The organism is Streptomyces sp. NPDC001070, from assembly GCF_053598835.1.
In genome coordinates this window covers 110,979-132,278 of record NZ_JBSFLB010000005.1, presented here as the reverse complement: position 1 = coordinate 132,278, position 21,300 = coordinate 110,979, and the positions used below count along the sequence as shown (strand labels likewise).

Below are 21,300 nucleotides of genomic sequence, written 5' to 3'. Positions count from 1 at the left end.
GGGCCCCGCGGGGTGGCCGGCACAACGCCCGCGCCCACGGCCGCGGGCAGCGGATTGTCATGAAACGGATATCTACCAATAAAGGTCATGGAAGCGCACAATGGTGCTGCGGTCGCGGTGCGGCCGTGCAGCGCGGTCCGACTTGCAGGCAAGAAGGAGGCGAGTCGTATGGCCGACCTCTCCCACCGCCCAGGTGACCTCGCCGGTCACCCCGATGTGCACGAGATGCGGGCCAGGTACGCCCGCATGCTCGAAGGCGGGCGGGATGTGGCGCTCGTCGACGGGCCGGTGTTCCTCGCCGGCCTCTACGGCGCCATCTCCCCCTGGACGGTCCACTTCTCGGGTGCCCATCCCGAACTGGCGCTCAACAACCTGGTCATCGGCATCGCCGTCGCCCTGCTCGGGCTCTGCCTCGCCATCGCGCCGGCCAGGATGTACGGCCTCAGCTGGGCCATCGCCGCCCTCGGCATCTGGATGATCATCTCGCCGTGGGTGGTGGCCACCACGAGCCCCGGCACCGGCGCGATCATCAACAACGTCGTCGTCGGCGCGGTGACCTGCTTGCTCGGCCTGGTCGCCGCGGGCACCCTCGGCCGCACCCAGCGCGGCACTCCCGCCATGTGAAGGAGGCAGCGGCGTTCCCACCGCCGCAACCGGCCAGGCCCCTCCCGCCGTGCGCCCTCACCGGCCGGAGGGGCCTCCGCGTGCCCGTGGTGCCGCGTGCCCGTGGCGCCGCGCGGCGGGGGAGCGTGTGGCGGGGGAGCCGTGTGGCGAAGTCCCGCACGGTGGAAGGACCATGTGACGGAAGGCTCGAACAGGGCGGGGCGTGGGCAATACTGGCGGCCGCACGCCTGCGTAGGAGCCCTTCATGTCGATGATCAGCAATCTCCGCAAAGCCGTCCGCCTCACCAACCTTCGGCAACGGCGAGTGGACCTCAGTCATCCGGCGCGCTCGCCGCTCGGCAGCTCGGTGGTGAACTGCGTGGTCTACATGGACGGATTGCGCCAGGACGACTGCGCCGCGTACGAGGCGATCGCCCGGGTGCGCAAGTCCGGCCGGGGCTTCGTCTGGATCGGGTTGCACGAGCCGTCGGAGGCGGAATTCGCCGGTGTCGCCGAGCTGTTCGGGCTCCATCCGCTCGCCGTGGAGGACGCCGTCCACGCCCAGCAGCGGCCCAAGCTGGAGCGGTACGGCGACACCCTGTTCACCGCCCTCAAGACCGCCCGCTACGTCGAGCACGACCGGCTCACCGCCACCAGCGAGGTCGTGGAGACCGGTGACCTCATGGTCTTCACCGGCCCGGACTTCGTCATCACGGTGCGCCACGGCGGCCACGGCTCCCTCGGCCCCCTCCGCGAGGGCCTGGAGACCGTGCCCGACCAGCTCGCCAAGGGCCCGGCCGCCGTCCTGCACGCGATAACCGACCATGTCGTCGACCAGTACCTCGCCGTCACCTCCGCCGTCCACGCGGACATCGAGCAGGTCGAGACCGACGTCTTCTCCGACCACCGCGGCCGCGGCGCCGACGCCGGCCGGATCTACCAGCTCAAGCGCGAACTCCTCGAACTCAAGCGGGCCGTGGCCCCGCTCGGCCGCCCGCTCCAGCGGCTCGCCGAGGACCCGCTGCCCGGCGTCGAGCCCGACCTGCGGACCTACTTCCGCGACGCCGCCGACCACCTCGCCCGCGTCACCGAGCAGGTCAACTCCTTCGACGAACTGCTCAACTCGATCCTCCAGGCCAACATCGCGCAGGTGACCATGGCCCAGAACGAGGACATGCGCAAGATCAGCGCCTGGGTCGCGATCCTCGCCGTCCCCACCATGATCTGCGGCCTGTACGGGATGAACTTCGACCACATGCCGGAGCTGCGCTGGACCTACGGCTACCCGCTCGCGGTGGGCGTGATGGTCGTCGCCTGCTTCGTCATCCACCGCGGATTCCGGCGCAACGGCTGGTTGTGAGCAGTGCTGTGTGACATATTACCGGCGTGAGCAAGCCGACGAGCTGCGATGTCGTGGTCGTCGGCGCCGGAATGGTCGGCGCGGCCTGCGCCTTCCACGCCGCATCGGCCGGGCTCCGCACCGTCCTGGTGGACCGCGGACCCGTGGCCGGCGGCACCACCGGGGCCGGCGAGGGCAATCTGCTGGTCTCCGACAAGGAGCCGGGACCGGAGCTCGCCCTCGCCCTGCTGTCCGCCCGGCTGTGGCGCGAACTGACGGAATGTCACGCGCTCGGCAGGACCATCGAGTACGAGCCCAAGGGCGGGCTCGTCGTCGCCTCCGGGCAGGACGGACTGCGCGCCCTGCTGGACTTCGCCGCAGCCCAGCGCGGGTCCGGCGTCGAGGCCGTGCCCGTGCCGGCGGACGGGCTGCGCGTCCTCGAACCCCACCTGGCGGAGGGCCTCGCCGGGGGCGTCCACTACCCCCAGGACGCCCAGGTGCAGCCCGCGCTCGCCGCCGCCCGGCTGGTCCGCGCCGCCCGCGATCTGGGCGCCGAGGCGCGGCTCGCCACCACGGTGACGGCGGTGCTCCGCACGTCCGGCGGCGCGGTGCGCGGGGTCCGCACCGACCGGGGCGACATCCACGCCCCGGCTGTCGTCAACGCCGCGGGCACCTGGGGCGGCGAGGTGGCCGCCCTCGCCGGGGTGCGGCTGCCCGTGCTGCCGCGGCGCGGCTTCGTCCTGGTGACCGAGCCCCTGCCGGCGCGCACCGTCCGGCACAAGGTGTACGCGGCCGACTACGTCGCCGACGTCGCCAGCGACTCGGCCGCCCTGCAGACCTCGGCCGTCGTGGAGGCGACCGCCGCAGGCCCGGTCCTCATCGGCGCCAGCCGTGAACGCGTCGGCTTCGACCGCGCCTTCTCCCTGCCCGTGGCCCGCCGCCTCGCCGCCCAGGCGCTCGCCCTCTTCCCGCTGCTCCGGGACGTCGCCGTGCTGCGCGCGTACGTGGGCTTCCGGCCCTACCTGCCGGACCACCTGCCCGCGATCGGCCCCGATCCCCGCGTGCCCGGGCTCCACCACGCCTGCGGCCACGAGGGCGCGGGCATCGGACTCGCTCCGGCGACCGGCCGCCTGATCGCGCAGTGCCTCACCGGAGTCCGCCCCGACCTCGATCTCGCGCCCTTCCGCCCCGACCGCTTCCCCGCCGAGGGGGCCCCGTGAGCCGCCGCCGCACCCCCCTGCGCCTGGCCCGCGCCGCACCCGGACCGGGCTTCACCTTCGCCTTCGACGGACGCGACATCCCCGCCCACCCCGGTCAGTCCGTCGCCGCCGCCCTCTGGTCGGCCGGCATCCTGTCCTGGCGCACCACCCGCCGCGACGGCGCACCCCGCGGCGTCTTCTGCGGCATCGGCGTCTGCTTCGACTGCCTCGTCACGGTCAACGGCCGTCCGGGCCAACGCGCCTGCGTCACCCTCGCCCGCCCCGGCGACGTCGTCACCCCGCAGGCCGGGACCGGTGAACTGCCGTGAGCGCGCGTGTCGGGGCGGCCGCCGGTCTCGGTCCGGTGTGGTACGGCGGTCCGGGGCGGCGGTGGGCCTCGGCGAAGGGGCGCGGGGAGCGGAATCCCCGGGAGGGGACGGCGGGTCCCGCCGTGGAGCGGCCCGCCCGGCACTCGTTCCGGACGCCGTCCATCGGCCCGGCCGGGCTCCGGCGTGGCGTGCCGGGCCGTGAGCCGGACCCGGCGGACGGCATCGCAGCGGTCGAAGCTGGGCGGCCGGGGCACGAGTGGGCCTCGTCCGCGCGGACGGGTGCGGTCCGCAGGGGCCGCTCCGCGTCGGGTCCGTGGGGGAGACGTGGTCCGGGGAGGCGGGCGTGACCGGGGACAGGTACGACCTGGCGGTGGTCGGGGCGGGGCCCGCCGGGATCGCGGCGGCGCTGGCGGCCGGCGACGGGGGCGTGCGGGTCGCCCTGGTCGACGCCGCGCCGCAGGCGGGCGGGCAGTTCTACCGGCAGCCCGCGACGGGGCTGCGGGCGCGCAGGACGCGGGCGCTGCACCACGCGTGGCGTACCTGGCGGGGACTGCGCGGGCGCCTGGACGCGCACATCGCCGCCGGGCGGATCACGCACCTGGCGGGCCGTCAGGTCTGGTGTATGGAACCGGGCTTCATCCTCCACACGCTGGAGGCGGGCGCGATCCGGGCGGACGGGGTCGTCCTCGCGACCGGGGCCTACGAGAAGGTGCTGCCGTTCCCCGGCTGGACGCTGCCCGGGGTCGTCACGGCGGGCGGTGCGCAGGCCATGCTCAAGAGCGGCCTGGTGCTCCCCGGCCGTACGGTCGTCGTCGCCGGAACGGGGCCCCTGCTCCTGCCGGTCGCGGCGGGCCTGGCGGCGGCCGGGGCGCACATCGCGGCGCTCGCCGACGCCGCCGACCCCCGCGAGCTGCTCCGGCACGCCTGCGCCGTACCGCTCGGCAAGGCCGTGGAGGGCGCCGCCTACGCCGCCCGGCTCGCGCGCCACGGGATCCGGCCGCGGTGGCGGCACACGGTCGTGGCCGCCCACGGCGAGGACCGCGTCGAGGCGGTCACCCTGGCCGCGCCCGACGGCACCCGGTGGCGCGTGGCGTGCGACGCCCTCGCCGTCGGCCACGGGCTGCTGCCGCACACCGACCTCGCCGACTGCTTCGAGGTGGACGCCGAGCAGCGCACCCCCGCCCCGGGCGTCTGGGCCGCGGGCGAGGTCACCGGTGTCGGGGGCGCGGATCTGGCCGCGCCGAGGGGGAGATCGCCGGCCGCTCCGCCGCGGCCCGGCTGCGGTACACGGAACCCGACCCCGCGACGTGGGCCGCCGCGGGCCGCCGCCGGGAGCGCCTGCGGAGGTTCGCCGCCGCGCTCGACGCCGTGTACCGCGTCCCCGACGACTGGCCGGAGACCGTCGTCACCGACGACACCCTGCTGTGCCGCTGCGAGGAGGTGCCCGCCTCCGCCGTCCGAGAGGCCGTCCGCGACCTGGGGGCCGGCGATCTCCGAACGGTCAAGCTCCTCACCCGCGCCGGCATGGGCTGGTGCCAGGGCCGCGTCTGCGCCCCTGGTGTCGCCGCCGTCGCCGGGTGCCCCTTCACCGTCCCCGGGCGGTCCCTCGCCCGGCCCGTACCGCTCGGCCTCCTGGCCGGCGGCGGGGAGGAAGCGCCGGAGGAAGAGAGGGAAGAGTCATGAGCACCGCCCCGAACCGCCCGTGGCACGGCGTGCTGGTCGCCACCGCGCTGCCGCTGCGCGCCGAGGACCTGTCCGTCGACTACGACGCCTACGCGGCCCACTGCGCCTGGCTGGTCGCGAACGGCTGCGACGGCGTCGTCCCCAACGGCTCCCTCGGCGAGTACCAGGTCCTGACCCCCGCCGAGCGCGCGCGGGTCGTGGAGACCGCCGTCGCCGCGATCGGCGGCGACCGCGTCGTGCCGGGCGTCGCCGCCTACGGCTCGGGCGAGGCCCGCCGCTGGGCGGGGCACGCCGCCGACGCCGGCTGCGCGGCCGTCATGCTGCTGCCGCCCAACGCCTACCGCGCGGACGAGCGTTCCGTGCGTGCCCACTACGCCGAGGTCGCGCGGGCCGGGCTGCCGGTCGTCGCGTACAACAACCCGTACGACACCAAGGTCGACCTGACCGCGCGGCTCCTCGCGGAGCTGTACGCGGCAGGCCACATCCAGGCCGTGAAGGAGTTCAGCGGAGACGTGCGCCGCGCCTGGGAGCTCGCCGAACTCGCACCGGGACTCGACCTCGTGACCGGCGCGGACGACGTGCTGCTCGAACTGGCCACCGCCGGCGCCAAGGGCTGGGTGGCCGGCTACCCCAACGCCCTGCCCCGGGCGTGCGCGGAGCTCTTCCGGGCCGCGACCGCCGGGGACACGGCCACCGCGCTGCCGCTCTACCGCTCGCTGCACCCGCTGCTGCGCTGGGACTCCAGGACGGAGTTCGTCCAGGCCATCAAGGTGTCGATGGACCTCACCGGCCGGTACGGCGGCCCCTGCCGCCCGCCGCGCGTGCCGCTCCTGCCGGAACAGGAGAAGGAGGTACGGGCCGCCACCGAGGCGGCGATCGCCGCCGGCCTGGCCTAGAACCTGTCGTCGCATTCCCCCCAACCTCCGGCCGGGGGTGCCCCACGCTGCGTTGTCGAATCGTCCGAGCAGCCCACTACGAGGACGACTCTCCGCCTTGCGATGCACCGCACCAGGGGGCACCCCAGCGGAGCTTGGGGAGCCGCGGGACCCGCCCTCCGGGCGGTGGGCGCACCTCCCGGCGAAGCCTGGGGAGCCAACGTGACGACAGGCTCCAGCGCCCGCGGCCCCGCACCGCCGCTCCGCCCCCGCACCGCCGCTCCGCCCACGACCGACCCCGGAACCAGGAGGAGGACACACCCCCATGCGCAGCAAACTCGTCCTGCACGCGGTGGACTCCCACACCGAGGGCATGCCGACGCGAGTCGTCACCGGCGGCATCGGCACCGTCCCCGGCGCCACCATGAACGAGCGCCGTCTCCACTTCCGCGACCACCTCGACCACATCCGGCACCTGCTGATGGACGAGCCGCGCGGCCACGCCGCGATGAGCGGGGCGATCCTGCAGCCGCCGACCCGCCCGGACGCGGACTACGGCGTGATCTACGTCGAGGTCTCCGGCTACCTGCCGATGTGCGGGCACGGCACGATCGGCGTGGCGACCGTCCTCGTCGAGACCGGCATGGTGCCGGTGACCGAGCCGGTCACCACCATCCGGCTGGACACGCCGGCCGGCCTGGTCGTCGCCGAGGTCGCCGTCACCGGGGGCGCGGCCACCGCGGTGACCCTGCGCAACGTCCCGTCCTTCTGCGTCGCACTGGACCGCAAGGCCACTCTCGCCGACGGCCGCACGGTGACCTACGACCTCGCCTACGGCGGCAACTTCTACGCGATCCTGCCGCTGGACGCCTTCGGCCTGCCCTTCGACCGGTCCCGCAAGGACGACATCCTCGCCGCCGGCCTGGCGCTGATGGAGGCCATCGACGCGCAGGACCCGCCCGTCCACCCCGAGGACCCCACGATCCGCGGCTGCAAACACGTCCAGCTGCTCGCCCCCGGTTCCACGGCCGCCCACTCGCGGCACGCCATGGCCATCCACCCCGGCTGGTTCGACCGTTCCCCGTGCGGCACGGGCACCAGCGCGCGCATGGCGCAGCTGCACGCCCGCGGCGAACTGCCCCTGCACCGGGACTTCGTCAACGAGTCCTTCATCGGCACGCACTTCACCGGCCGGCTCACCGGCACCACCGAGGTCGCCGGACGGCCGGCCGTGCTGCCGACCGTCACCGGCCGCGCCTGGATCACGGGCATCGCCCAGTACCTGCTGGACCCCGCCGATCCGTTCCCCGCCGGATTCGTCCTCTAGCCGCCCGGACACCGATACTGGACGCATACATGCCACACAGCCGAGGAGGAGCCACCGCATGGCAGCGCACGACGGGCCCGCCCTGCCCGCCCTCGGCGGGCAGCGGTCAGGAAGTTACCGCGAGCTCGTCGCGGACGCCCTGCGCGCAGCGCTGGTCGCGGGGGAACTGCGCCCCGGCGAGGTGCACTCCGCGCCCGCGCTGGCCACCCGCTTCGGTATCTCCGCGACCCCCGTGCGCGAGGCGCTGCTGGACCTGGTGAAGGAGGGCCTGCTCGACCCGGTGCCCAACAAGGGCTTCCGGGTCACCGCGGTCTCCGAGCGGCAACTGGACGAGTACACCCACATCCGCTCCCTCATCGAGATCCCGACCGTCACCGGCCTCGCCTCCACCGCCGACGCCACGGCGCTGGAGGCGCTGCGCCCGGCCGCCGAGGAGATCGTCGCCGCCGCTGCCGCCGGCGACCTCATCGCCTACGTCGAGGCCGACCGCCGCTTCCACCTCGGGCTGCTCGCCCTCGCCGGCAACGAGCACCTGGTCGAGGTCGTCGGCGACCTGCGCAAGCGCTCCCGGTTGTACGGCCTGACGGCGCTCGCCGAACGCGGACTGCTCCGGGCCTCCGCCGAGGAGCACCTGGAACTGCTGGACGCCCTCCTGGCCCGCGACGCCGCGACCGTACAGGCCGTCATGACCCGCCACCTCGGGCACATCAGGGGCCTGTGGGCGCGCTGAGGGGCGGGAGCGCCGTGGGACCGTTCTTCACCGTGCGCACGGGACCGGGAAAGCCGCGGGCCGAGGGCTTCGTGCCGCTGGCGGAGGTGTACGCGGCGCGGCCCTCGCCCGCGCTCACCGGCCGGGTGGCGGAGGTCGGGCGGCGGCTCGGCACGTCCGAGCGGCGCGTGGCCGCCTCACTGGCCCACCAGGGGCTGGCCGCACGGCTGTGGTCGGTCGCCCTCGGCCCGGCGGCGCTGGCCGGCCGTATGCCCGACCTGTCCGGCGGACGCCTGTGGTGGCACCCCGGGCGGTCCACCCCGGACGAGCTGTGGCTGCCGGACGACGCCCCGGACGTGCCCGCCGGCCGGCTGCGCGAGGACGTGCTCCACGGGCACCTCGTGCCGCTGTGCGAGGCCGTGCACGCGGTGGCGGGCGTCGCGCCCGGACTGCTGTGGGGCAACGTCGCCTCGTCGCTCGCCGGCACCCTGCGGGTGCTGCATTCCTGGTGCCTGGGGGAGGGCGGGCGCCCCGACGCCGCGGCCCGCGCCGTCGCGCTGACCGAGGAACTGATGGCGGACCCGCTGCTGCGCGACGCCGGCGACCTGCGGCTCACCGGGGCCGGCGCGCCCGCGTACGCGCGCCGCAGCTGCTGCCTGTACTACCGCGTGCCCGGCGGCGGGCTGTGCGGGGACTGCGCGCTGCGCTGAGGGCGGGCCGGCCGTCCGCCGGGCGCCGGCGGGAAGGACGATCACCCCGCGGGAAGAACGCGCCCGGGATCGCGGGCGCGGCGACTCCGAGGGGGCCGGCTCCGCCCTGTCCACCGTGTTGACGCACGGCAGTGGTTGAACGTCCGCCCCGACTGCGTCACCAGGCTCCGGCACCTCGTCGACCGGAACGACGTCGCCGCCCGCTTCGCCGCCGCACAGGCCGCGTCCCGTGTCTGACGGCCCCGCCCGCGCGCGCCCGCCGATCAGGAACTATGCACGTGGGCACAGAAGTTGATGATGTGAAAAGCTGTCGTCAGCGGTTCCGGGCCAGGGCCCGGACGGCCGCCGAGAGGAGCGCAGATGGAGAACGGCTTCCGCGCCGAGGAGATCGACACCGGCAGGCCGCACCCCGCGCGGATCTACGACTACCTGCTGGGCGGCAAGGACAACTACGAGGTGGACCGCACGGCCGCCGACGCGCTCGCCGCCGCGGCGCCCGAGGTGAGGATCGGCGTCCGCGCCAACCGGGCCTTCATGCGCCGCGCCGTCCGGCACGTGGTCGGCAGCGGCGTCCACCAGATCCTCGACATCGGCACCGGCCTGCCCACCTCCCCCAACGTGCACGAGATCGCCCAGGAAGTGGCGCCGGACGTCCGCATCGCGTACGTCGACAACGACCCGATCGTGAACACCCACGCCAACGTCCTGCTCAGCCGCTCGGGCTCCACCAGCGTCGTGCTCGCCGACCTGCGCGACCCCCGGGCCGTCCTGGACCACCCAGACGTCCGCCGGGTCATCGACTTCGAGGAACCGGTCGCCCTGCTCCTCGTGGCCGTCCTCCACTTCCTCACCGACGAGGAGAAGCCCGCGGAGGTGGTCGCCACCCTGCGCGACGCGCTCCCGGCCGGCAGCTACGTGGTGCTATCGCACGCCACCGGCGACTTCGCCGACCGCAGCGACGCCCAGGCCGTCTACAACAACGCCACCGCGACCTTGAACCTGCGCTCCCACCCCGAGGTCGAGCGGTTCTTCGACGGGTTCGAGCTGGAGGACCCCGGCCTCGTCCAGGTCCCCTTCTGGCGCCCCGACGCCCCGGTCCCGCCCCGCTCCGCCGAGATCGGTTTCTACGGGGGCGTGGCCCGCCGCGCCTAGCCGGACGGCGTCCCGTCAGGCGGGCCGGTCCAGGCGGGCGCCCAGGACCCGGGCCCTGGCCTGCTGGACCGCTCCCGCCTGGGAGGCGGCGAAGCGCAGCAGGCCGAGGGGCGTGCGGAGGTGCAGGGTGTCGGTGACGATGCTGCCGTCCCCGTCGCGGTCGATGGCGAAGCGGTAGCCCATGCGGACCCGGGCGGGGCTGCGCACCTCGCCGGAGATCTCGGCGGAGTGCGGGAGGCGATCCGGGACGGCGACGAGCGTGACGTCGATGACGTTGTCGTGCCGCAGGAGGCCGAGGAAGCGGAACCGCTCCACGGCCGTGTAACGCACGGTCCCGCCGCTGCGGCGCACGTCGCGGACGTCGACGAGGAGCGGCGACAGGCCGATGTAGTGCGACGGCTCCGCCAGGTGCGCGAAGACCTCCTCCGGGGGCGCGGCTATCCGGAAGGTGTGCTGCAGTTCGGCGGACGGCATCTCGGACCCCTCCTCGACACGGTGCGTGGCACGGTGATCCTCCCACCGCCCGCACCGTTCGCGCCCCGGCCGGCTTCCGGGACCGGGAAAGCCGTCGGCCGGCTCTCCCGGAGGGGGAGAGCCGGCCGACGGCCCGGACACGGCCCAGGCGAGCGGCTCCCCGCTCCGGCCTGGGGGCCGTATCAGATGTCGAAGTAGAGCTCGAACTCGTGCGGGTGCGGACGCAGCTGGATCGGCGCGATCTCGTTGGTCCGCTTGTAGTCGATCCAGGTCTCGATCAGGTCGGAGGTGAAGACACCGCCCTGGAGGAGGAACTCGTGGTCGGCCTCGAGGGACTCCAGCACCGCCGACAGCGAGGTCGGGACCTGCGGGACGCCCGCGTGCTCCTCGGGGGCGAGCTCGTAGAGGTCCTTGTCGACGGGCTCGGCCGGCTCGATCTTGTTCTTGATGCCGTCGAGGCCGGCGAGCAGCAGCGCCGAGAAGGCCAGGTACGGGTTGCCGGAGGAGTCCGGGGCGCGGAACTCGATGCGCTTGGCCTTGGGGTTCGCACCCGTGATCGGGATGCGGATGGCCGCCGAGCGGTTGCGCTGCGAGTAGACCAGGTTGACCGGGGCCTCGAAGCCGGGGACCAGGCGGTGGTAGGAGTTCACCGTGGGGTTGGTGAAGGCCAGCAGCGCCGGGGCGTGCTTCAGGATGCCGCCGATGTAGTAGCGGGCGGTGTCCGACAGCCCCGCGTAGCCCTGCTCGTCGTAGAACAGCGGGTCCCCGCCGGCCCACAGGGACTGGTGGACGTGCATGCCGGAACCGTTGTCACCGAAGATGGGCTTGGGCATGAAGGTCGCGGTCTTGCCGGCGCGCCAGGCGACGTTCTTCACGATGTACTTGAAGAGCATCAGGTCGTCGGCCGCGGCCAGCAGCGTGTTGAACTTGTAGTTGATCTCGGCCTGGCCGGCGGTGCCCACCTCGTGGTGCTGGCGCTCGACCTGCAGGCCCGACTTGATCAGCTCGAGGGTGATCTCGGCGCGGAGGTCGGCGAAGTGGTCGACCGGCGGGACCGGGAAGTAGCCGCCCTTGTACTTGACCTTGTAGCCGCGGTTGTCCTGCTCCGCACCGGTGTTCCAGGCACCCGCCTCGGAGTCGATGTGGTAGAAGGACTGGTTCGCGCTGGTCTCGAAGCGGGCGCTGTCGAAGACGTAGAACTCCGCCTCGGGCCCGAAGTACGCGGTGTCGGCGATGCCGGAGGAGGCCAGGTAGGCCTCGGCCTTCTTCGCCACGTTCCGCGGGTCACGGCTGTACTGCTCGCCGGTGATCGGGTCGTGGATGAAGAAGTTGACGTTGAGCGTGGAGTCCTTGCGGAACGGGTCCAGCTTGGCCGTGGAGAGGTCCGGTACCAGCGCCATGTCCGACTCGTGGATGGCCTGGAAGCCGCGGATCGAGGACCCGTCGAACATCAGCTGCTCGTCGGGGTCGAAGGACTCGACCGGGACCGTGAAGTGCTGCATCACGCCGGGCAGGTCGCAGAACCGGACGTCCACGAACTTGACGTCGTTGTCCGAGATGAACTTCTTCACCTCGTCGGCGTTTTGGAACGACATCCAACTCCTCCTTGGCCCGGCCCGGGAGGCCGGATTGCAGCTCATGGGTGCGACCAGTGCGGTGGCGCACTTTGGAGCCGACCATAGAGATCGGGCATTTCCCCGTCGTGACCCATTTGTTTCTTGCAGGTTAACCGAGGGGCCGTACGGGTGGCGGGTCGGACGCGGGCCCCCCAAGGGGGCGGGTTACCGTGGACGCGTGGACAACAGGGATGTCATCGGATCGTGGATCGAGGGCCCGAAGGCCGCCGCTGAGCGGATGGGCGTCGAGTTCGGCTACCGCGGACAGCGCCTCGGACTGCCGGAGGAGGGCCCCGGTTCGATCGCCCCGGTCGGGCGGCGGATCGCGGCGGTCTTCATCGACTGGGGGCTGTGCGCGTTGATCGCATACGGGCTGATCGCGCACCGTGACGCGGCCGCGGCCAATCCGTGGACCACGGTCGTCTTCGGCCTCATGAGCGTGATGCTGCTGGGCACCGTCGGCACCACCCCGGGCAAGCGCCTGCTGGGGCTGCGCGTGATCCGGGAGGACGGCGCGCGCCTGGGCATGGGCGCGGCGGCGCTGCGGACCCTGCTGCTCCTGCTCTTCATCCCCGCGGTGATCTGGGACCGCGACACCCGCGGCCTGCACGACCGGGCCGTCAAGGCGGTCCAGGTCCGGATCTGACCGCCGCGCGGCTCCGACGGCGAAACGAACGCGAAGTGCCCCGGACGAATCGAATCGTCCGGGGCACTTCGCGTTCCGTTCGTATGCGATCAGCGGCCCTTCGGCATGCGCATGCCCTTGGGCATCGGGCCCTTCGGCACCGGCATGTTGCTCATCAGGTCGCCCAGCGCCCGCAGCCGGTCGTTGACCTCGGTGACCTTGGGGCCCGGCAGCACGCGCGGCAGCTTCAGCAGCGTGGTGCGGATCTTCTTCAGCGGCACCTGGCCCTCGCCGTCACCCACGATGAAGTCGTTGACCGGGACGTCGACGACGACGCGCGCCATCTTCTTCTTCTCGGAGGCCAGCAGGCCCTTCACGCGGTTGGGGTTGCCCTCGCCGACCAGCACGATGCCGGCCTTGCCGACCGCGCGGTGCACGACGTCCTGGCTACGGGTGATGGCAACAGCGGGCGTCACCGACCAGCCGCGGCCGACGTTCTCCAGCACCGCCGCCGCTGCGCCGGGCTGCCCTTCGAGCTGCCCGAACGCGGCCTTCTCGGCGCGCCGGCCGAAGATGATCGCCATCGCCAGCAGGGCCAGCAGGAGGCCCAGGATGCCGGCGTAGATCTCGTGACCGATCAAGAAGCCGATGGCGAGGATGACACCGAAGGTGACGATTCCCACAGCCGCGAGGACGAGACCGACCTTGGGGTCGACCCGCCTGGTCATCTTGTAGGTCTGGGCGATCTGCTTCAGCCGCCCAGGGTTGCTCTCGGATGTATCCCTCGCCATGCCGCACAGGATACGTGGCCCGCGCGGTTCGGGCCCCACCGGAGGGGGTCCGGCTTCCGCCCGGCGGGGTCCGCCTAGAGGATGTCGCTGCGCGAGCTGCGCGCGGACACCAGTGCGTCCATCACGTGCTGGGCGTCGCGGCGGTCCTTGGCGCGCTTGCGGTCCTCCAGGACGGCGGACCACGCGTTGCGGCGGGCGGTCTCCTCGGCGCCGCGGAACAGGAAGGACTCCACGGCGCGCAGCGCGCCGGCGGCGGCGCCGGGGATGGTGCTCTGGCGGTGGAGGTGGTGGAGGTGTGCGGCCTCGGCCTGCATGGTGGTGTCCCCCTCAGGACGGCTCAGACGCGGGTGGGTGTTCCGCTTCTCCAGAGTCACCACATTGTGTTACCAGTCCGTGACTGGTCGGTCAAACCGTCGTGAAACCCCGGCGGTGGCTTCGCGCCGTTCTCCGCGGACGCCTTGCACGTCAGGGACGCGTCAGGGGCCCCGCGGGGGCCCCTGACGTGACGAACCGCACGTTCCGGTGGTGACCTGCACGGTCACCCGAGCGTGATCAGACCTCTGCTTACACGGCCGCTCGGCTGCGCTTCTGGTGCTTGTGGTCGAGCTTCGCCTCGCTGCCGTTTCGGCCGAGTGCCCTCGCTCGTTCCTCGCTCGTGGCCCTCGACCTACACGGCCGCTCGGCTGCGCTTCTCGATCGCCTGCTGGAAGAGGCGGCCGGCCCGGTACGAGGACCGAACGAGCGGGCCCGACATGACGCCGGCGAAGCCGATCTCCTCGGCCTCCTCCTTCAGCTCCACGAACTCCTGGGGCTTCACCCAACGCTCCACCGGGTGGTGCCGCAGGCTCGGACGCAGGTACTGGGTGATGGTGATCAGCTCGCAGCCAGCGTCGTGCAGGTCCTGCAGCGCCTGGCTGATCTCCTCGCGCTCCTCGCCCATCCCGAGGATGAGGTTGGACTTGGTCACCAGGCCGGCCTCGCGCGCCTTGGTGATGACCTCCAGCGAACGCTCGTAGCGGAAGCCGGGGCGGATGCGCTTGAAGATCCGCGGCACGGTCTCCACGTTGTGCGCCAGCACCTCGGGGCGGGCGCCGAAGACCTCGGCGAGCTGCTCCGGCACCGCGTTGAAGTCCGGGATCAGCAGCTCGACCTTGGTGCGGCCGGCGGCCCGGTCGGCGGTCATGGCGTGGATCTGCCGCACGGTCTCGGCATACAGCCAGGCGCCGCCGTCCTCCAGGTCGTCGCGGGCGACGCCGGTGATGGTGGCGTAGTTGAGGTCCATCGTGACGACGGACTCACCGACGCGACGCGGCTCGTCACGGTCGAGGGCCTGCGGCTTGCCGGTGTCGATCTGGCAGAAGTCGCAGCGCCGGGTGCACTGGTCGCCGCCGATGAGGAAGGTGGCCTCGCGGTCCTCCCAGCACTCGAAGATGTTGGGGCAGCCCGCCTCCTGGCACACCGTGTGCAGGCCCTCGCGCTTCACGAGGCTGTGCAGCTCGGTGTACTCGGGGCCCATCTTGGCCCGAGTCTTGATCCACTCGGGCTTCCGCTCGATGGGGGTCTGGCTGTTGCGGACCTCCAGACGCAGCATCTTGCGGCCTTCAGGCGCTACAGCAGACACGTCCGACTCCCTCTCGAGGCTTCGTTTCCTTGGTGAACATCAGCGTACGCCTGTGGATTCCTGGACGGCCCGGGGGAGCGGCACGGCCGACTCCAGGACCGCCCGCAAGTGCTTCTCGACCACCGGCACGACTTCCGCGACGGTGATGTCACGGCCGAGCTCGTTGCTGAGCGAGGCCACGCCCGCGTCCCGGATGCCGCACGGCACGATCCGGTCGAACCAGGTGTTGTCCGGGTTCACGTTCAGCGCGAAGCCGTGCATCGTCACGCCCTTCGCGACCCGGATGCCGATCGCGGCGAGCTTGCGGTCCTCGCGGCGCTGGCCGGCGTTGGACGGGGCGTACTCGGGGCCCGACAGGCGCGGGTCGAACTCGTCGTCCTGCAACCGCGGATCGAAGTCGAGGGTCAGGCCCGGGATCACCGGCGGACGGTCCTCGATCGGGTCGCCCAGCACCCAGACGCCGCTGCGGCCCTCGACCCGGGTGGTCTCCAGCCCGAACTCGGCGCACGCGTTGATCAGCGCCTCCTCCAGGCGGCGCACGTGGGCGACCACGTCCACCGGGCGGGGCAGCTTCAGGATCGGGTAGCCGACCAGCTGGCCCGGCCCGTGCCAGGTGATCTTGCCGCCGCGGTCGACGTCGACCACGGGAGTGCCGTCCAGCGGGCGCTCGCTGTCCTCGGTCCGGCGGCCCGCGGTGTACACCGGCGGGTGCTCAAGCAGCAGGCACGTGTCGGGGATCTCGTCGGCGAAGCGTGCGGCGTGCACGCGGCGCTGCTCCTCCCACGCCTCCACGTACTCCACCGCGTCCTCGCCGAAGCCCATGTGGACGAAGCGCAGGTCACTCACGGCCGCTCCCTTTGTGGTCCTCTTCGGCGCTCCTCCATGAGCGATGAGCGCCTCAGCAACTGTACGTCCGGTGCGGCGGAGTGCTGCACAGGGCTGGGGCCTTAGCACCCGTTGGCGGCCAAGGGAAGGATTCTGCCGATATGTGGGTGCAGATTCACCCGATACGGCGAATGCGAGGCGCTGGGGTGGTGAGTGAGTCGATACAGAACGTTACATTCGCGCCGTTCTGCGGATGGTCCCGCGGCGCACGGCCCGAAGTCGGACCGCCCGGGGCCGCACACCACAAACAGCGAACGCATGCCCGCACGCACCCGAACGCCCGCAAGCCCGGAAGCCCGGAAGGCAGGGGACCGCACCACCGATGTCCGACCGTTCCTCGCAGCGCCCCCCGAACCGTCAACTGGCCGCCCTGATCGCCGAAGCCGGCTTCTCCAACGCCGGGCTCGCCCGCCGGGTGGACCAGCTCGGCATCGAGCACGGTCTGGACCTGCGGTACGACAAGACCTCCGTCACCCGGTGGCTGCGCGGCCAGCAGCCGCGGGGCACGACGCCCGCACTCATCGCCGAGGTCTTCACCCGGCGGCTCGGGCGCCGGCTGTCCGCCCACGACCTCGGCCTCGACGCCGTCGCCCCGGTCTACGCGGGGCTGGAGTACGCCTCCTCCCCGGAGGAGGCCGTGGAGATCGTCTCGGGGCTGTGGCGGAAGGACACCGGGAACCAGGCCGACCTGCGCAAGATCGCGTTCACCCCCGCGGGGCTGGTCGTCCCCAGCCGCGACTGGCTGATCGGCCGGGCGGACGACCGGGTGGGGCGCAGCGCAGAACCGGGTCACGGGCCGGGCCCGGGACACGGCGTGGGGCACGGGGCGGCGCGGCTGCCGGCGCAGCGGGCCGGGGGCGGCTTACGGGGGGTGTCCGCGCCGGTCGCGACGGCCGCGCCCGCGGTGTTCGGCGGCGGTGTGCAGCGGGTCGGCATGGGGGACATCGCCGCCCTGCGGTCGGTCGGCGAACTCTTCCGCACCCTCGACAACGCGTACGGCGGCGGCCACGCCCGGCAGGCCCTCGTCCGCTACCTCGAGCACGAGGCCGAGCCCATGCTGCGGGGAACGTACGGGGAGACCATGGGGCGCCGTCTCTTCGCCGCGGTCGCCGACCTCACCCGGCTCGCGGGGTGGACCTCGTACGACATCGGCGCGCACGGGCTCGCGCAGCGGTACTTCGTCCAGGCGCTGCGGCTCGCGCAGGCCGCCGGGGACCGGGTCTACGGGGGCTACGTCCTCATCACGATGAGCCGCCAGGCGGTCTACCTCGGGCACGGCCGGGAGGCCGTCCAGCTGGCGCGGGTGGCCCAGCAGGGGGTCGGCAGCGGCGCCCCGCCGATCGTGCAGGCACTGTTCCACGCGGCGGAGGCGCGCGGGCACGGGCTGCTCGGGGAGGTCCGGGCGTGCACGGCGGCGCTGGTGCGGGCCGAACGGGCCCTGGAGGCGGTCCGGACCGGCGACGACGTACCGTCCTGGGCGCGCTTCTTCGACGAGGCTCAGCTCGCGGACGAGTTCGGGCACTGCCACCGGGACCTCGGGCAGTACCGGGCGGCGTCGCAGCACGCCGAGCGTTCGCTGCAGCTGCGGGGCCACGCGTACGCGCGCAGCCGCGTGTTCTGCCGTACGGTGCTGGCCTCCGCGCGGCTCGGCCTCGGCGAGGTCGACGCCGCCTGCGCGCTGGGGGCGGAGGCCATGCAGGCCGCGGTCGAGATGCGGTCGCTGCGTGCCGTGGAGTACGTCCGTGACTTCAGCCGCCGCCTGGAGGCCCACCGCGACGCCGCCCCCGTCCGTGCCTTCCACGACCGGGCGACGGCCCTGGGTGTCCCCGTGGGGTAGCCCCCGCCGGGCGCCGGGACCGGCGTGCCGGTGGGGCGGTCGTGTTCGTGGGCGGGTGCGGGTTCGTCTCGTGCCCTTCGGTCGCAATGCGGCGGGCTGCGGACGGGAAGGCGGGCGCGGGCCTGGTTCGCGGGGGTGCGGGCCGGTGGGTGGCCGGCGTTCGGGCGCCGGGGCGGGACACCGGTGCCGTGCTGCCGGACTCGTTGCCGTCCGCGGGTGGGACGGCCGCCTCCACGCCCGCTGTCGAGGTGGGCGCGCCCCCGCGAGCCGCGTCTGCGGCTGCTTCGTGGCGATCGGGCTCGCTGTCGCCCTCCTGGACGGCGACAGCGAGCCCGAAGTGCCGGCGGCCCCCGGCCGAGGGCCCGATGTGACCGCCACACCGCAAGCACCCGCAGACGCGCGTCGCGGCGGGCGCGCCCCCCGCCCACGGATGGCGTGGTCACCGGCCATCTGCACCCGCGGACGGCAACGAGACCGGAACCGGAGGAACAACCGGCTCCGCTCCGGCGCCCGAACACCCGCCACCCACCCGCCCGCACCCGGCGAACCGGGCCGCCGCCCCCACCTCCCGTCCGCAGCCGGCCGCTTTGCGCCGAAGGCGCGAGACGCCGGGAGAGCCGAAGGACTCGGGAAGGCCGAAGAACTCGGGAACACCCAAGAAACCGGGAACGCCCAAGAGGGCCCTACGCGGCGAGCGGCTGCGTGCCGGGGCCCCGGTGGATGCCGACGTCGCGCAGGAGGCGTTGCGCCGCACGGCGCCCGGAGAGCAGTGCCCCCTGCACCGTGCTGGTGTCGCGGTGGTCGCCGCACACGTAGAGCCCCTGCAGGATCCGCACCGGCCGCCGCAGATCGTGCGGCGCCGGCATCGCGGGCAGCGCGTCGGGGTCGTGGTGGACGGCGAGCAGTTCCCACCCCGCCGTGGAGGTGCCGTAGAGCTCCGCGAGGTGGGCCCGGACGGCGATGTCGTCCGGGGCTGGGACGGCGGCGGGGCCGAGCAGGACGGAGGTGACCAGGGCGCGGCCCACGGGCGCGCGGGAGGGGTCGACGAGGCTGGCCGGAATCGTGTGGGAGACCGGGCCGCGGCGGTCCGCGTCGAGCACGAGCACCGGCTGCCGCAGCGGCGCCACCGCCGCGGCATGGTGGACGACCGTGACGCCGTGGAAGGCCGGGATCCGCAGCCCGGGCAGGAGCCCGGCCGCCGCACGGGCCCCCGTGGCGACGACCACGGCCCGGCACGGGATCTCCTCCCCGCCCGCCGTACGGACGCCGTTGGTGGCCGCGGTGACCGCCCGCACCCCGGTGCGGACCGTCCCGGGCGGCAGCGCGGCCGCCAGCGCCTGGGGGACCGCCGCCGCGCCGCCCGCCGGCAGGCACGTACGGCCGAGGGCGAAGCCGCGCAGGACGAGGTCGGCGACCCGGCTGGAGGTGGTGAGGTCCGGGTCGCAGAGCAGCGCGGACAGCAGCGGCCGCAAGTAGCCGTCGACCGTGCGCGGCGCGAAGCCGCGCGAGGCGAGGGCGGCGGCCGCCGTGGTCTCGGGGCGGTCGAGGAGCCGGTCGGCGGGGGCGTCGGCGAGGCGGTTGAGGGCCGCCCGCAGCCGGGCCTTGTCCAGAGGCGAGCCGATGGGCGCGCGGGCCACGGCGAGCGCGGCGCGCGGATCGCCGACGCGGTAGCCACGGCCGTCGGCCCGGACCAGGACGCCGGGGGAGAACGGCCGCAGCTGCAGGCCCCGCAGGACCGGGGTACGGCGCAGCTCCGGGTAGGAGGTGTTGAGCAGTTGTGGGCCCCGGTCGAGGAGGAAACCGTCGACCTTCTCGGTGGCCATGCGGCCGCCGACCCGGTCCTCGGCCTCCAGGACGGTGACGGTGAGCCCCGCGCTGGTGAGGTGATGCGCCGCGGAGAGCCCGGCGAGGCCGGCCCCGATCACGCACACGTCCGTCAGTGAACCCGTAGAGCGTGCTGTAGAGAGCACGATGCCCCTCCCCGAGGTCGGCACGTTTCCCCGCTCGCGTCAGCTGGCGCTGGAACCGTCATGCCCACTCCCGTGCCAACTGATGCCGGAAAACGGGCCCAGGTGGCATTCAGTGCCTTTCTTCGGCCAGCGCGGCGCGGATCGCGTCGTCGATCCCGGGGTGGGTGAAGGCGAATCCGGAGTCCAGGAGCACCCGCGGCACCGCGCGCGTGCTGCTGAGGATCTCGGTGGCGAACTCCCCGACGACCGTGCGCACTACGGGCCCTGGGACCGCGAACACCGTGGGCCGGCGCAGCACCCGCCCCATCGCCTCGGTCACCTCGGCGTTGGTGAGGGCCTCTGGCGCGCACATGTTGACCGGGCCCGAGACGGACTCGGTGCCGATGATGTGGCGCAGCGCGGCGATCTGGTCGTACAGGGAGATGAAGCTCCAGTACTGGCGCCCGTCGCCGAGCCGCCCGCCCAGGCCCGCCTTGAAGAGCGGGAAGAGCCGCGCCCACGCCCCGCCCCTGCCGGACACGACCAGACCGGTGCGGATGAACGCGGTGCGGATGCCCGCCTCGCGGGCCGGATTGGCGGCGGCCTCCCAGTCGCGGCAGACGGAGGCGAGGAAGCCGGTGCCGAGCGGGGCGCTCTCGTCGACCCGGCGGTCGCCGGTGTCGCCGTACGCGGTGATCCCGGAGCCGCTGACGAGCACCCGCGGCGGTGCGTCCAGGGAGGCGAGGGCCCGCGCGAGGGTGGCGGTGCCCAGTACGCGGCTGTCGTGGATGGTCTTCTTGTACGCGTCCGTCCAGCGGTGGTCGCCGACCCCGGCGCCGGCGAGGTGGACGACGGCCTCCACGTCCGTGAGGCCGGAGGTGTCGACGGTGCCGCCTTCGGGGTCCCAGCGCACCTCGTCCGGCCCGGACGGCTCGCGCCTGACGAGGCGTACGACCTCGTGCCGGTCGGAGTGCAGGGAGCGGATCAGGGCGGAACCGATGAGCCCGGACGAGCCGGTGATGGCGATGCGCATGGGGACATCGTCGCGCGGAAGGGCCCCGCCGGTGTGGGAGGGTGACACGCATGTCCGACATCCGTGTGCGCCCGGCCCTGCTGTCCGACGACCCCGTGCTCGCCCGTCTGGAACGGGCGACCTGGTCCACCCTGCACGCGGTGCGGCCGCCGCTGGAGGAGCACGAGGACTTCTTCAGCGACCGCTTGGGCCCGGACGTGTGCCTGGTGGCGGAGGTCGAGGGCCGGGTCGCCGGATTCGTCGGGGTCGTGCCGCCGACTCCGCTGGCGTCCAACGCCCACGTACGCCAGATCCAGGGCCTGGCGGTCGACACCTGGGCGCGGGGCCGCGGGGTCGGGCTGGAACTCGTCATGGCGGCCGTGGACGCGGCCCGCCGGCAGGGGGCGCTGCGCGTCACGCTGCGGGTGCTGGGCCACAACACCCCGGCCCGCCGGCTGTACGAGGCGGCCGGGTTCGTGGTGGAGGGCGTCCTTCCGGGGGAGTTCCTGCTGGACGGCGCCTATGTGGACGACGTGTTCATGGGGCGCTCGCTGTGACGTGGTG

Annotated in this window: 20 protein-coding genes and 1 pseudogene; 13 read left to right on the top strand and 8 right to left on the bottom strand. The window is 73.6% G+C overall.

What is annotated here, in order from left to right; all coding sequences use genetic code 11:
- Positions 1–168: 168 nt before the first annotated feature.
- The 10 genes and pseudogenes from ACWDAS_RS08245 (at position 169) to ACWDAS_RS08200 (ending at position 9,926) form a co-directional block, all read left to right on the top strand.
- Entirely contained in the window at positions 169–624 is a 456-nt protein-coding gene (locus ACWDAS_RS08245) for an SPW repeat protein (RefSeq protein WP_450388048.1), read from the top strand.
- A 244-nt stretch (positions 625–868) separates the two neighbouring features.
- A complete protein-coding gene (locus ACWDAS_RS08240) occupies positions 869–1,963 on the top strand; it encodes a magnesium and cobalt transport protein CorA (protein ID WP_450388047.1) in 1,095 nt (364 codons plus the stop codon).
- Between the two features lie 26 nt (positions 1,964–1,989).
- Positions 1,990–3,162, top strand: a complete 1,173-nt coding sequence (locus ACWDAS_RS08235) for an NAD(P)/FAD-dependent oxidoreductase (RefSeq protein ID WP_450388046.1) — start codon at positions 1,990–1,992, stop codon at positions 3,160–3,162.
- The gene (locus ACWDAS_RS08230) at positions 3,159–3,470 is read left to right on the top strand and encodes a (2Fe-2S)-binding protein (protein WP_450388045.1); all 312 of its coding nucleotides are present in this window, start codon (positions 3,159–3,161) and stop codon (positions 3,468–3,470) included. The genes ACWDAS_RS08235 and ACWDAS_RS08230 overlap by 4 nt, the downstream gene beginning before the upstream one ends.
- Positions 3,471–3,813: 343 nt before the next feature.
- Positions 3,814–5,153 (top strand): annotated as a pseudogene (locus tag ACWDAS_RS08225) (FAD-dependent oxidoreductase).
- Positions 5,150–6,049, top strand: a complete 900-nt coding sequence (locus tag ACWDAS_RS08220) for a dihydrodipicolinate synthase family protein (protein ID WP_450388044.1) — start codon at positions 5,150–5,152, stop codon at positions 6,047–6,049. The pseudogene ACWDAS_RS08225 and the gene ACWDAS_RS08220 overlap by 4 nt, the downstream one beginning before the upstream one ends.
- Positions 6,050–6,353: 304 nt before the next feature.
- Positions 6,354–7,355, top strand: coding sequence for a proline racemase family protein (locus ACWDAS_RS08215; RefSeq protein WP_450388043.1), 1,002 nt, complete (start codon positions 6,354–6,356; stop codon positions 7,353–7,355).
- 58 nt (positions 7,356–7,413) lie between these two features.
- A complete protein-coding gene (locus ACWDAS_RS08210; protein WP_450388042.1) occupies positions 7,414–8,085 on the top strand; it encodes a GntR family transcriptional regulator in 672 nt (223 codons plus the stop codon).
- 14 nt (positions 8,086–8,099) lie between these two features.
- The gene (locus ACWDAS_RS08205; protein ID WP_450388041.1) at positions 8,100–8,774 is read left to right on the top strand and encodes a (2Fe-2S)-binding protein; all 675 of its coding nucleotides are present in this window, start codon (positions 8,100–8,102) and stop codon (positions 8,772–8,774) included.
- A 360-nt stretch (positions 8,775–9,134) separates the two neighbouring features.
- The gene (locus tag ACWDAS_RS08200; RefSeq protein WP_450388040.1) at positions 9,135–9,926 is read left to right on the top strand and encodes an SAM-dependent methyltransferase; all 792 of its coding nucleotides are present in this window, start codon (positions 9,135–9,137) and stop codon (positions 9,924–9,926) included.
- Positions 9,927–9,941: 15 nt separating this feature from the next.
- Here ACWDAS_RS08200 and ACWDAS_RS08195 read toward each other — a convergent pair whose 3' ends face one another.
- Positions 9,942–10,400 (bottom strand): SRPBCC family protein, encoded by a 459-nt coding sequence (locus ACWDAS_RS08195; protein WP_450388039.1) that lies wholly within the window; start codon positions 10,398–10,400, stop codon positions 9,942–9,944.
- 182 nt (positions 10,401–10,582) lie between these two features.
- Positions 10,583–11,995 carry a type I glutamate--ammonia ligase gene (gene glnA / locus ACWDAS_RS08190; protein WP_450388038.1) on the bottom strand — a complete coding sequence of 471 codons (1,413 nt, stop codon included), beginning with the start codon at positions 11,993–11,995 and terminating at the stop codon, positions 10,583–10,585.
- Positions 11,996–12,194: 199 nt separating this feature from the next.
- Here glnA and ACWDAS_RS08185 point away from each other — a divergent pair, with 199 nt between their 5' ends.
- The gene (locus ACWDAS_RS08185; protein WP_450388037.1) at positions 12,195–12,662 is read left to right on the top strand and encodes an RDD family protein; all 468 of its coding nucleotides are present in this window, start codon (positions 12,195–12,197) and stop codon (positions 12,660–12,662) included.
- Positions 12,663–12,751: 89 nt separating this feature from the next.
- On the opposite strand, the gene ACWDAS_RS08180 is transcribed toward ACWDAS_RS08185, so the two are convergent.
- The 4 genes from ACWDAS_RS08180 to lipB form a co-directional block, all read right to left on the bottom strand.
- Complete coding sequence (locus ACWDAS_RS08180; protein ID WP_450388036.1) at positions 12,752–13,432, bottom strand: DUF4191 domain-containing protein; 681 nt, start codon at positions 13,430–13,432, stop codon at positions 12,752–12,754.
- Positions 13,433–13,506: 74 nt separating this feature from the next.
- The gene (locus tag ACWDAS_RS08175) at positions 13,507–13,746 is read right to left on the bottom strand and encodes an SCO2195 family GlnR-regulated protein (protein ID WP_450388218.1); all 240 of its coding nucleotides are present in this window, start codon (positions 13,744–13,746) and stop codon (positions 13,507–13,509) included.
- Between the two features lie 353 nt (positions 13,747–14,099).
- Complete coding sequence (gene lipA, locus ACWDAS_RS08170) at positions 14,100–15,053, bottom strand: lipoyl synthase (protein ID WP_450388035.1); 954 nt, start codon at positions 15,051–15,053, stop codon at positions 14,100–14,102.
- Positions 15,054–15,092: 39 nt separating this feature from the next.
- Positions 15,093–15,899, bottom strand: coding sequence for a lipoyl(octanoyl) transferase LipB (gene lipB, locus ACWDAS_RS08165; protein WP_450388034.1), 807 nt, complete (start codon positions 15,897–15,899; stop codon positions 15,093–15,095).
- A gap of 361 nt (positions 15,900–16,260) precedes the next feature.
- Here lipB and ACWDAS_RS08160 point away from each other — a divergent pair, with 361 nt between their 5' ends.
- The gene (locus tag ACWDAS_RS08160; protein WP_450388033.1) at positions 16,261–17,775 is read left to right on the top strand and encodes a regulator; all 1,515 of its coding nucleotides are present in this window, start codon (positions 16,261–16,263) and stop codon (positions 17,773–17,775) included.
- 683 nt (positions 17,776–18,458) lie between these two features.
- On the opposite strand, the gene ACWDAS_RS08155 is transcribed toward ACWDAS_RS08160, so the two are convergent.
- The gene (locus tag ACWDAS_RS08155) at positions 18,459–19,745 is read right to left on the bottom strand and encodes an NAD(P)/FAD-dependent oxidoreductase (RefSeq protein WP_450388032.1); all 1,287 of its coding nucleotides are present in this window, start codon (positions 19,743–19,745) and stop codon (positions 18,459–18,461) included.
- A 109-nt stretch (positions 19,746–19,854) separates the two neighbouring features.
- On the bottom strand, positions 19,855–20,757 hold the full coding sequence (locus ACWDAS_RS08150) for a TIGR01777 family oxidoreductase (protein WP_450388031.1): 903 nt from the start codon (positions 20,755–20,757) through the stop codon (positions 19,855–19,857).
- A 50-nt stretch (positions 20,758–20,807) separates the two neighbouring features.
- Between ACWDAS_RS08150 and ACWDAS_RS08145 the strand changes: the two genes are divergently transcribed.
- On the top strand, positions 20,808–21,293 hold the full coding sequence (locus ACWDAS_RS08145) for an N-acetyltransferase family protein (RefSeq protein ID WP_450388030.1): 486 nt from the start codon (positions 20,808–20,810) through the stop codon (positions 21,291–21,293).
- The last annotated feature ends 7 nt before the right edge of the window (positions 21,294–21,300 follow it).

Bases quoted from the DNA above. Each gene is read 5' to 3' on its own strand.
- ACWDAS_RS08245 (WP_450388048.1), top strand. From the start codon at position 169: ATGGCCGACCTCTCCCACCGCCCAGGTGACCTCGCCGGTCACCCCGAT.
- ACWDAS_RS08240 (WP_450388047.1), top strand. From the start codon at position 869: ATGTCGATGATCAGCAATCTCCGCAAAGCCGTCCGCCTCACCAACCTT.
- ACWDAS_RS08220 (WP_450388044.1), top strand. From the start codon at position 5,150: ATGAGCACCGCCCCGAACCGCCCGTGGCACGGCGTGCTGGTCGCCACC.
- ACWDAS_RS08215 (WP_450388043.1), top strand. From the start codon at position 6,354: ATGCGCAGCAAACTCGTCCTGCACGCGGTGGACTCCCACACCGAGGGC.
- ACWDAS_RS08210 (WP_450388042.1), top strand. From the start codon at position 7,414: ATGGCAGCGCACGACGGGCCCGCCCTGCCCGCCCTCGGCGGGCAGCGG.
- ACWDAS_RS08200 (WP_450388040.1), top strand. From the start codon at position 9,135: ATGGAGAACGGCTTCCGCGCCGAGGAGATCGACACCGGCAGGCCGCAC.
- ACWDAS_RS08195 (WP_450388039.1), bottom strand. From the start codon at position 10,400: ATGCCGTCCGCCGAACTGCAGCACACCTTCCGGATAGCCGCGCCCCCG.
- glnA (WP_450388038.1), bottom strand. From the start codon at position 11,995: ATGTCGTTCCAAAACGCCGACGAGGTGAAGAAGTTCATCTCGGACAAC.
- ACWDAS_RS08180 (WP_450388036.1), bottom strand. From the start codon at position 13,432: ATGGCGAGGGATACATCCGAGAGCAACCCTGGGCGGCTGAAGCAGATC.
- ACWDAS_RS08175 (WP_450388218.1), bottom strand. From the start codon at position 13,746: ATGCAGGCCGAGGCCGCACACCTCCACCACCTCCACCGCCAGAGCACC.
- ACWDAS_RS08160 (WP_450388033.1), top strand. From the start codon at position 16,261: ATGTCCGACCGTTCCTCGCAGCGCCCCCCGAACCGTCAACTGGCCGCC.
- ACWDAS_RS08150 (WP_450388031.1), bottom strand. From the start codon at position 20,757: ATGCGCATCGCCATCACCGGCTCGTCCGGGCTCATCGGTTCCGCCCTG.
- ACWDAS_RS08145 (WP_450388030.1), top strand. From the start codon at position 20,808: ATGTCCGACATCCGTGTGCGCCCGGCCCTGCTGTCCGACGACCCCGTG.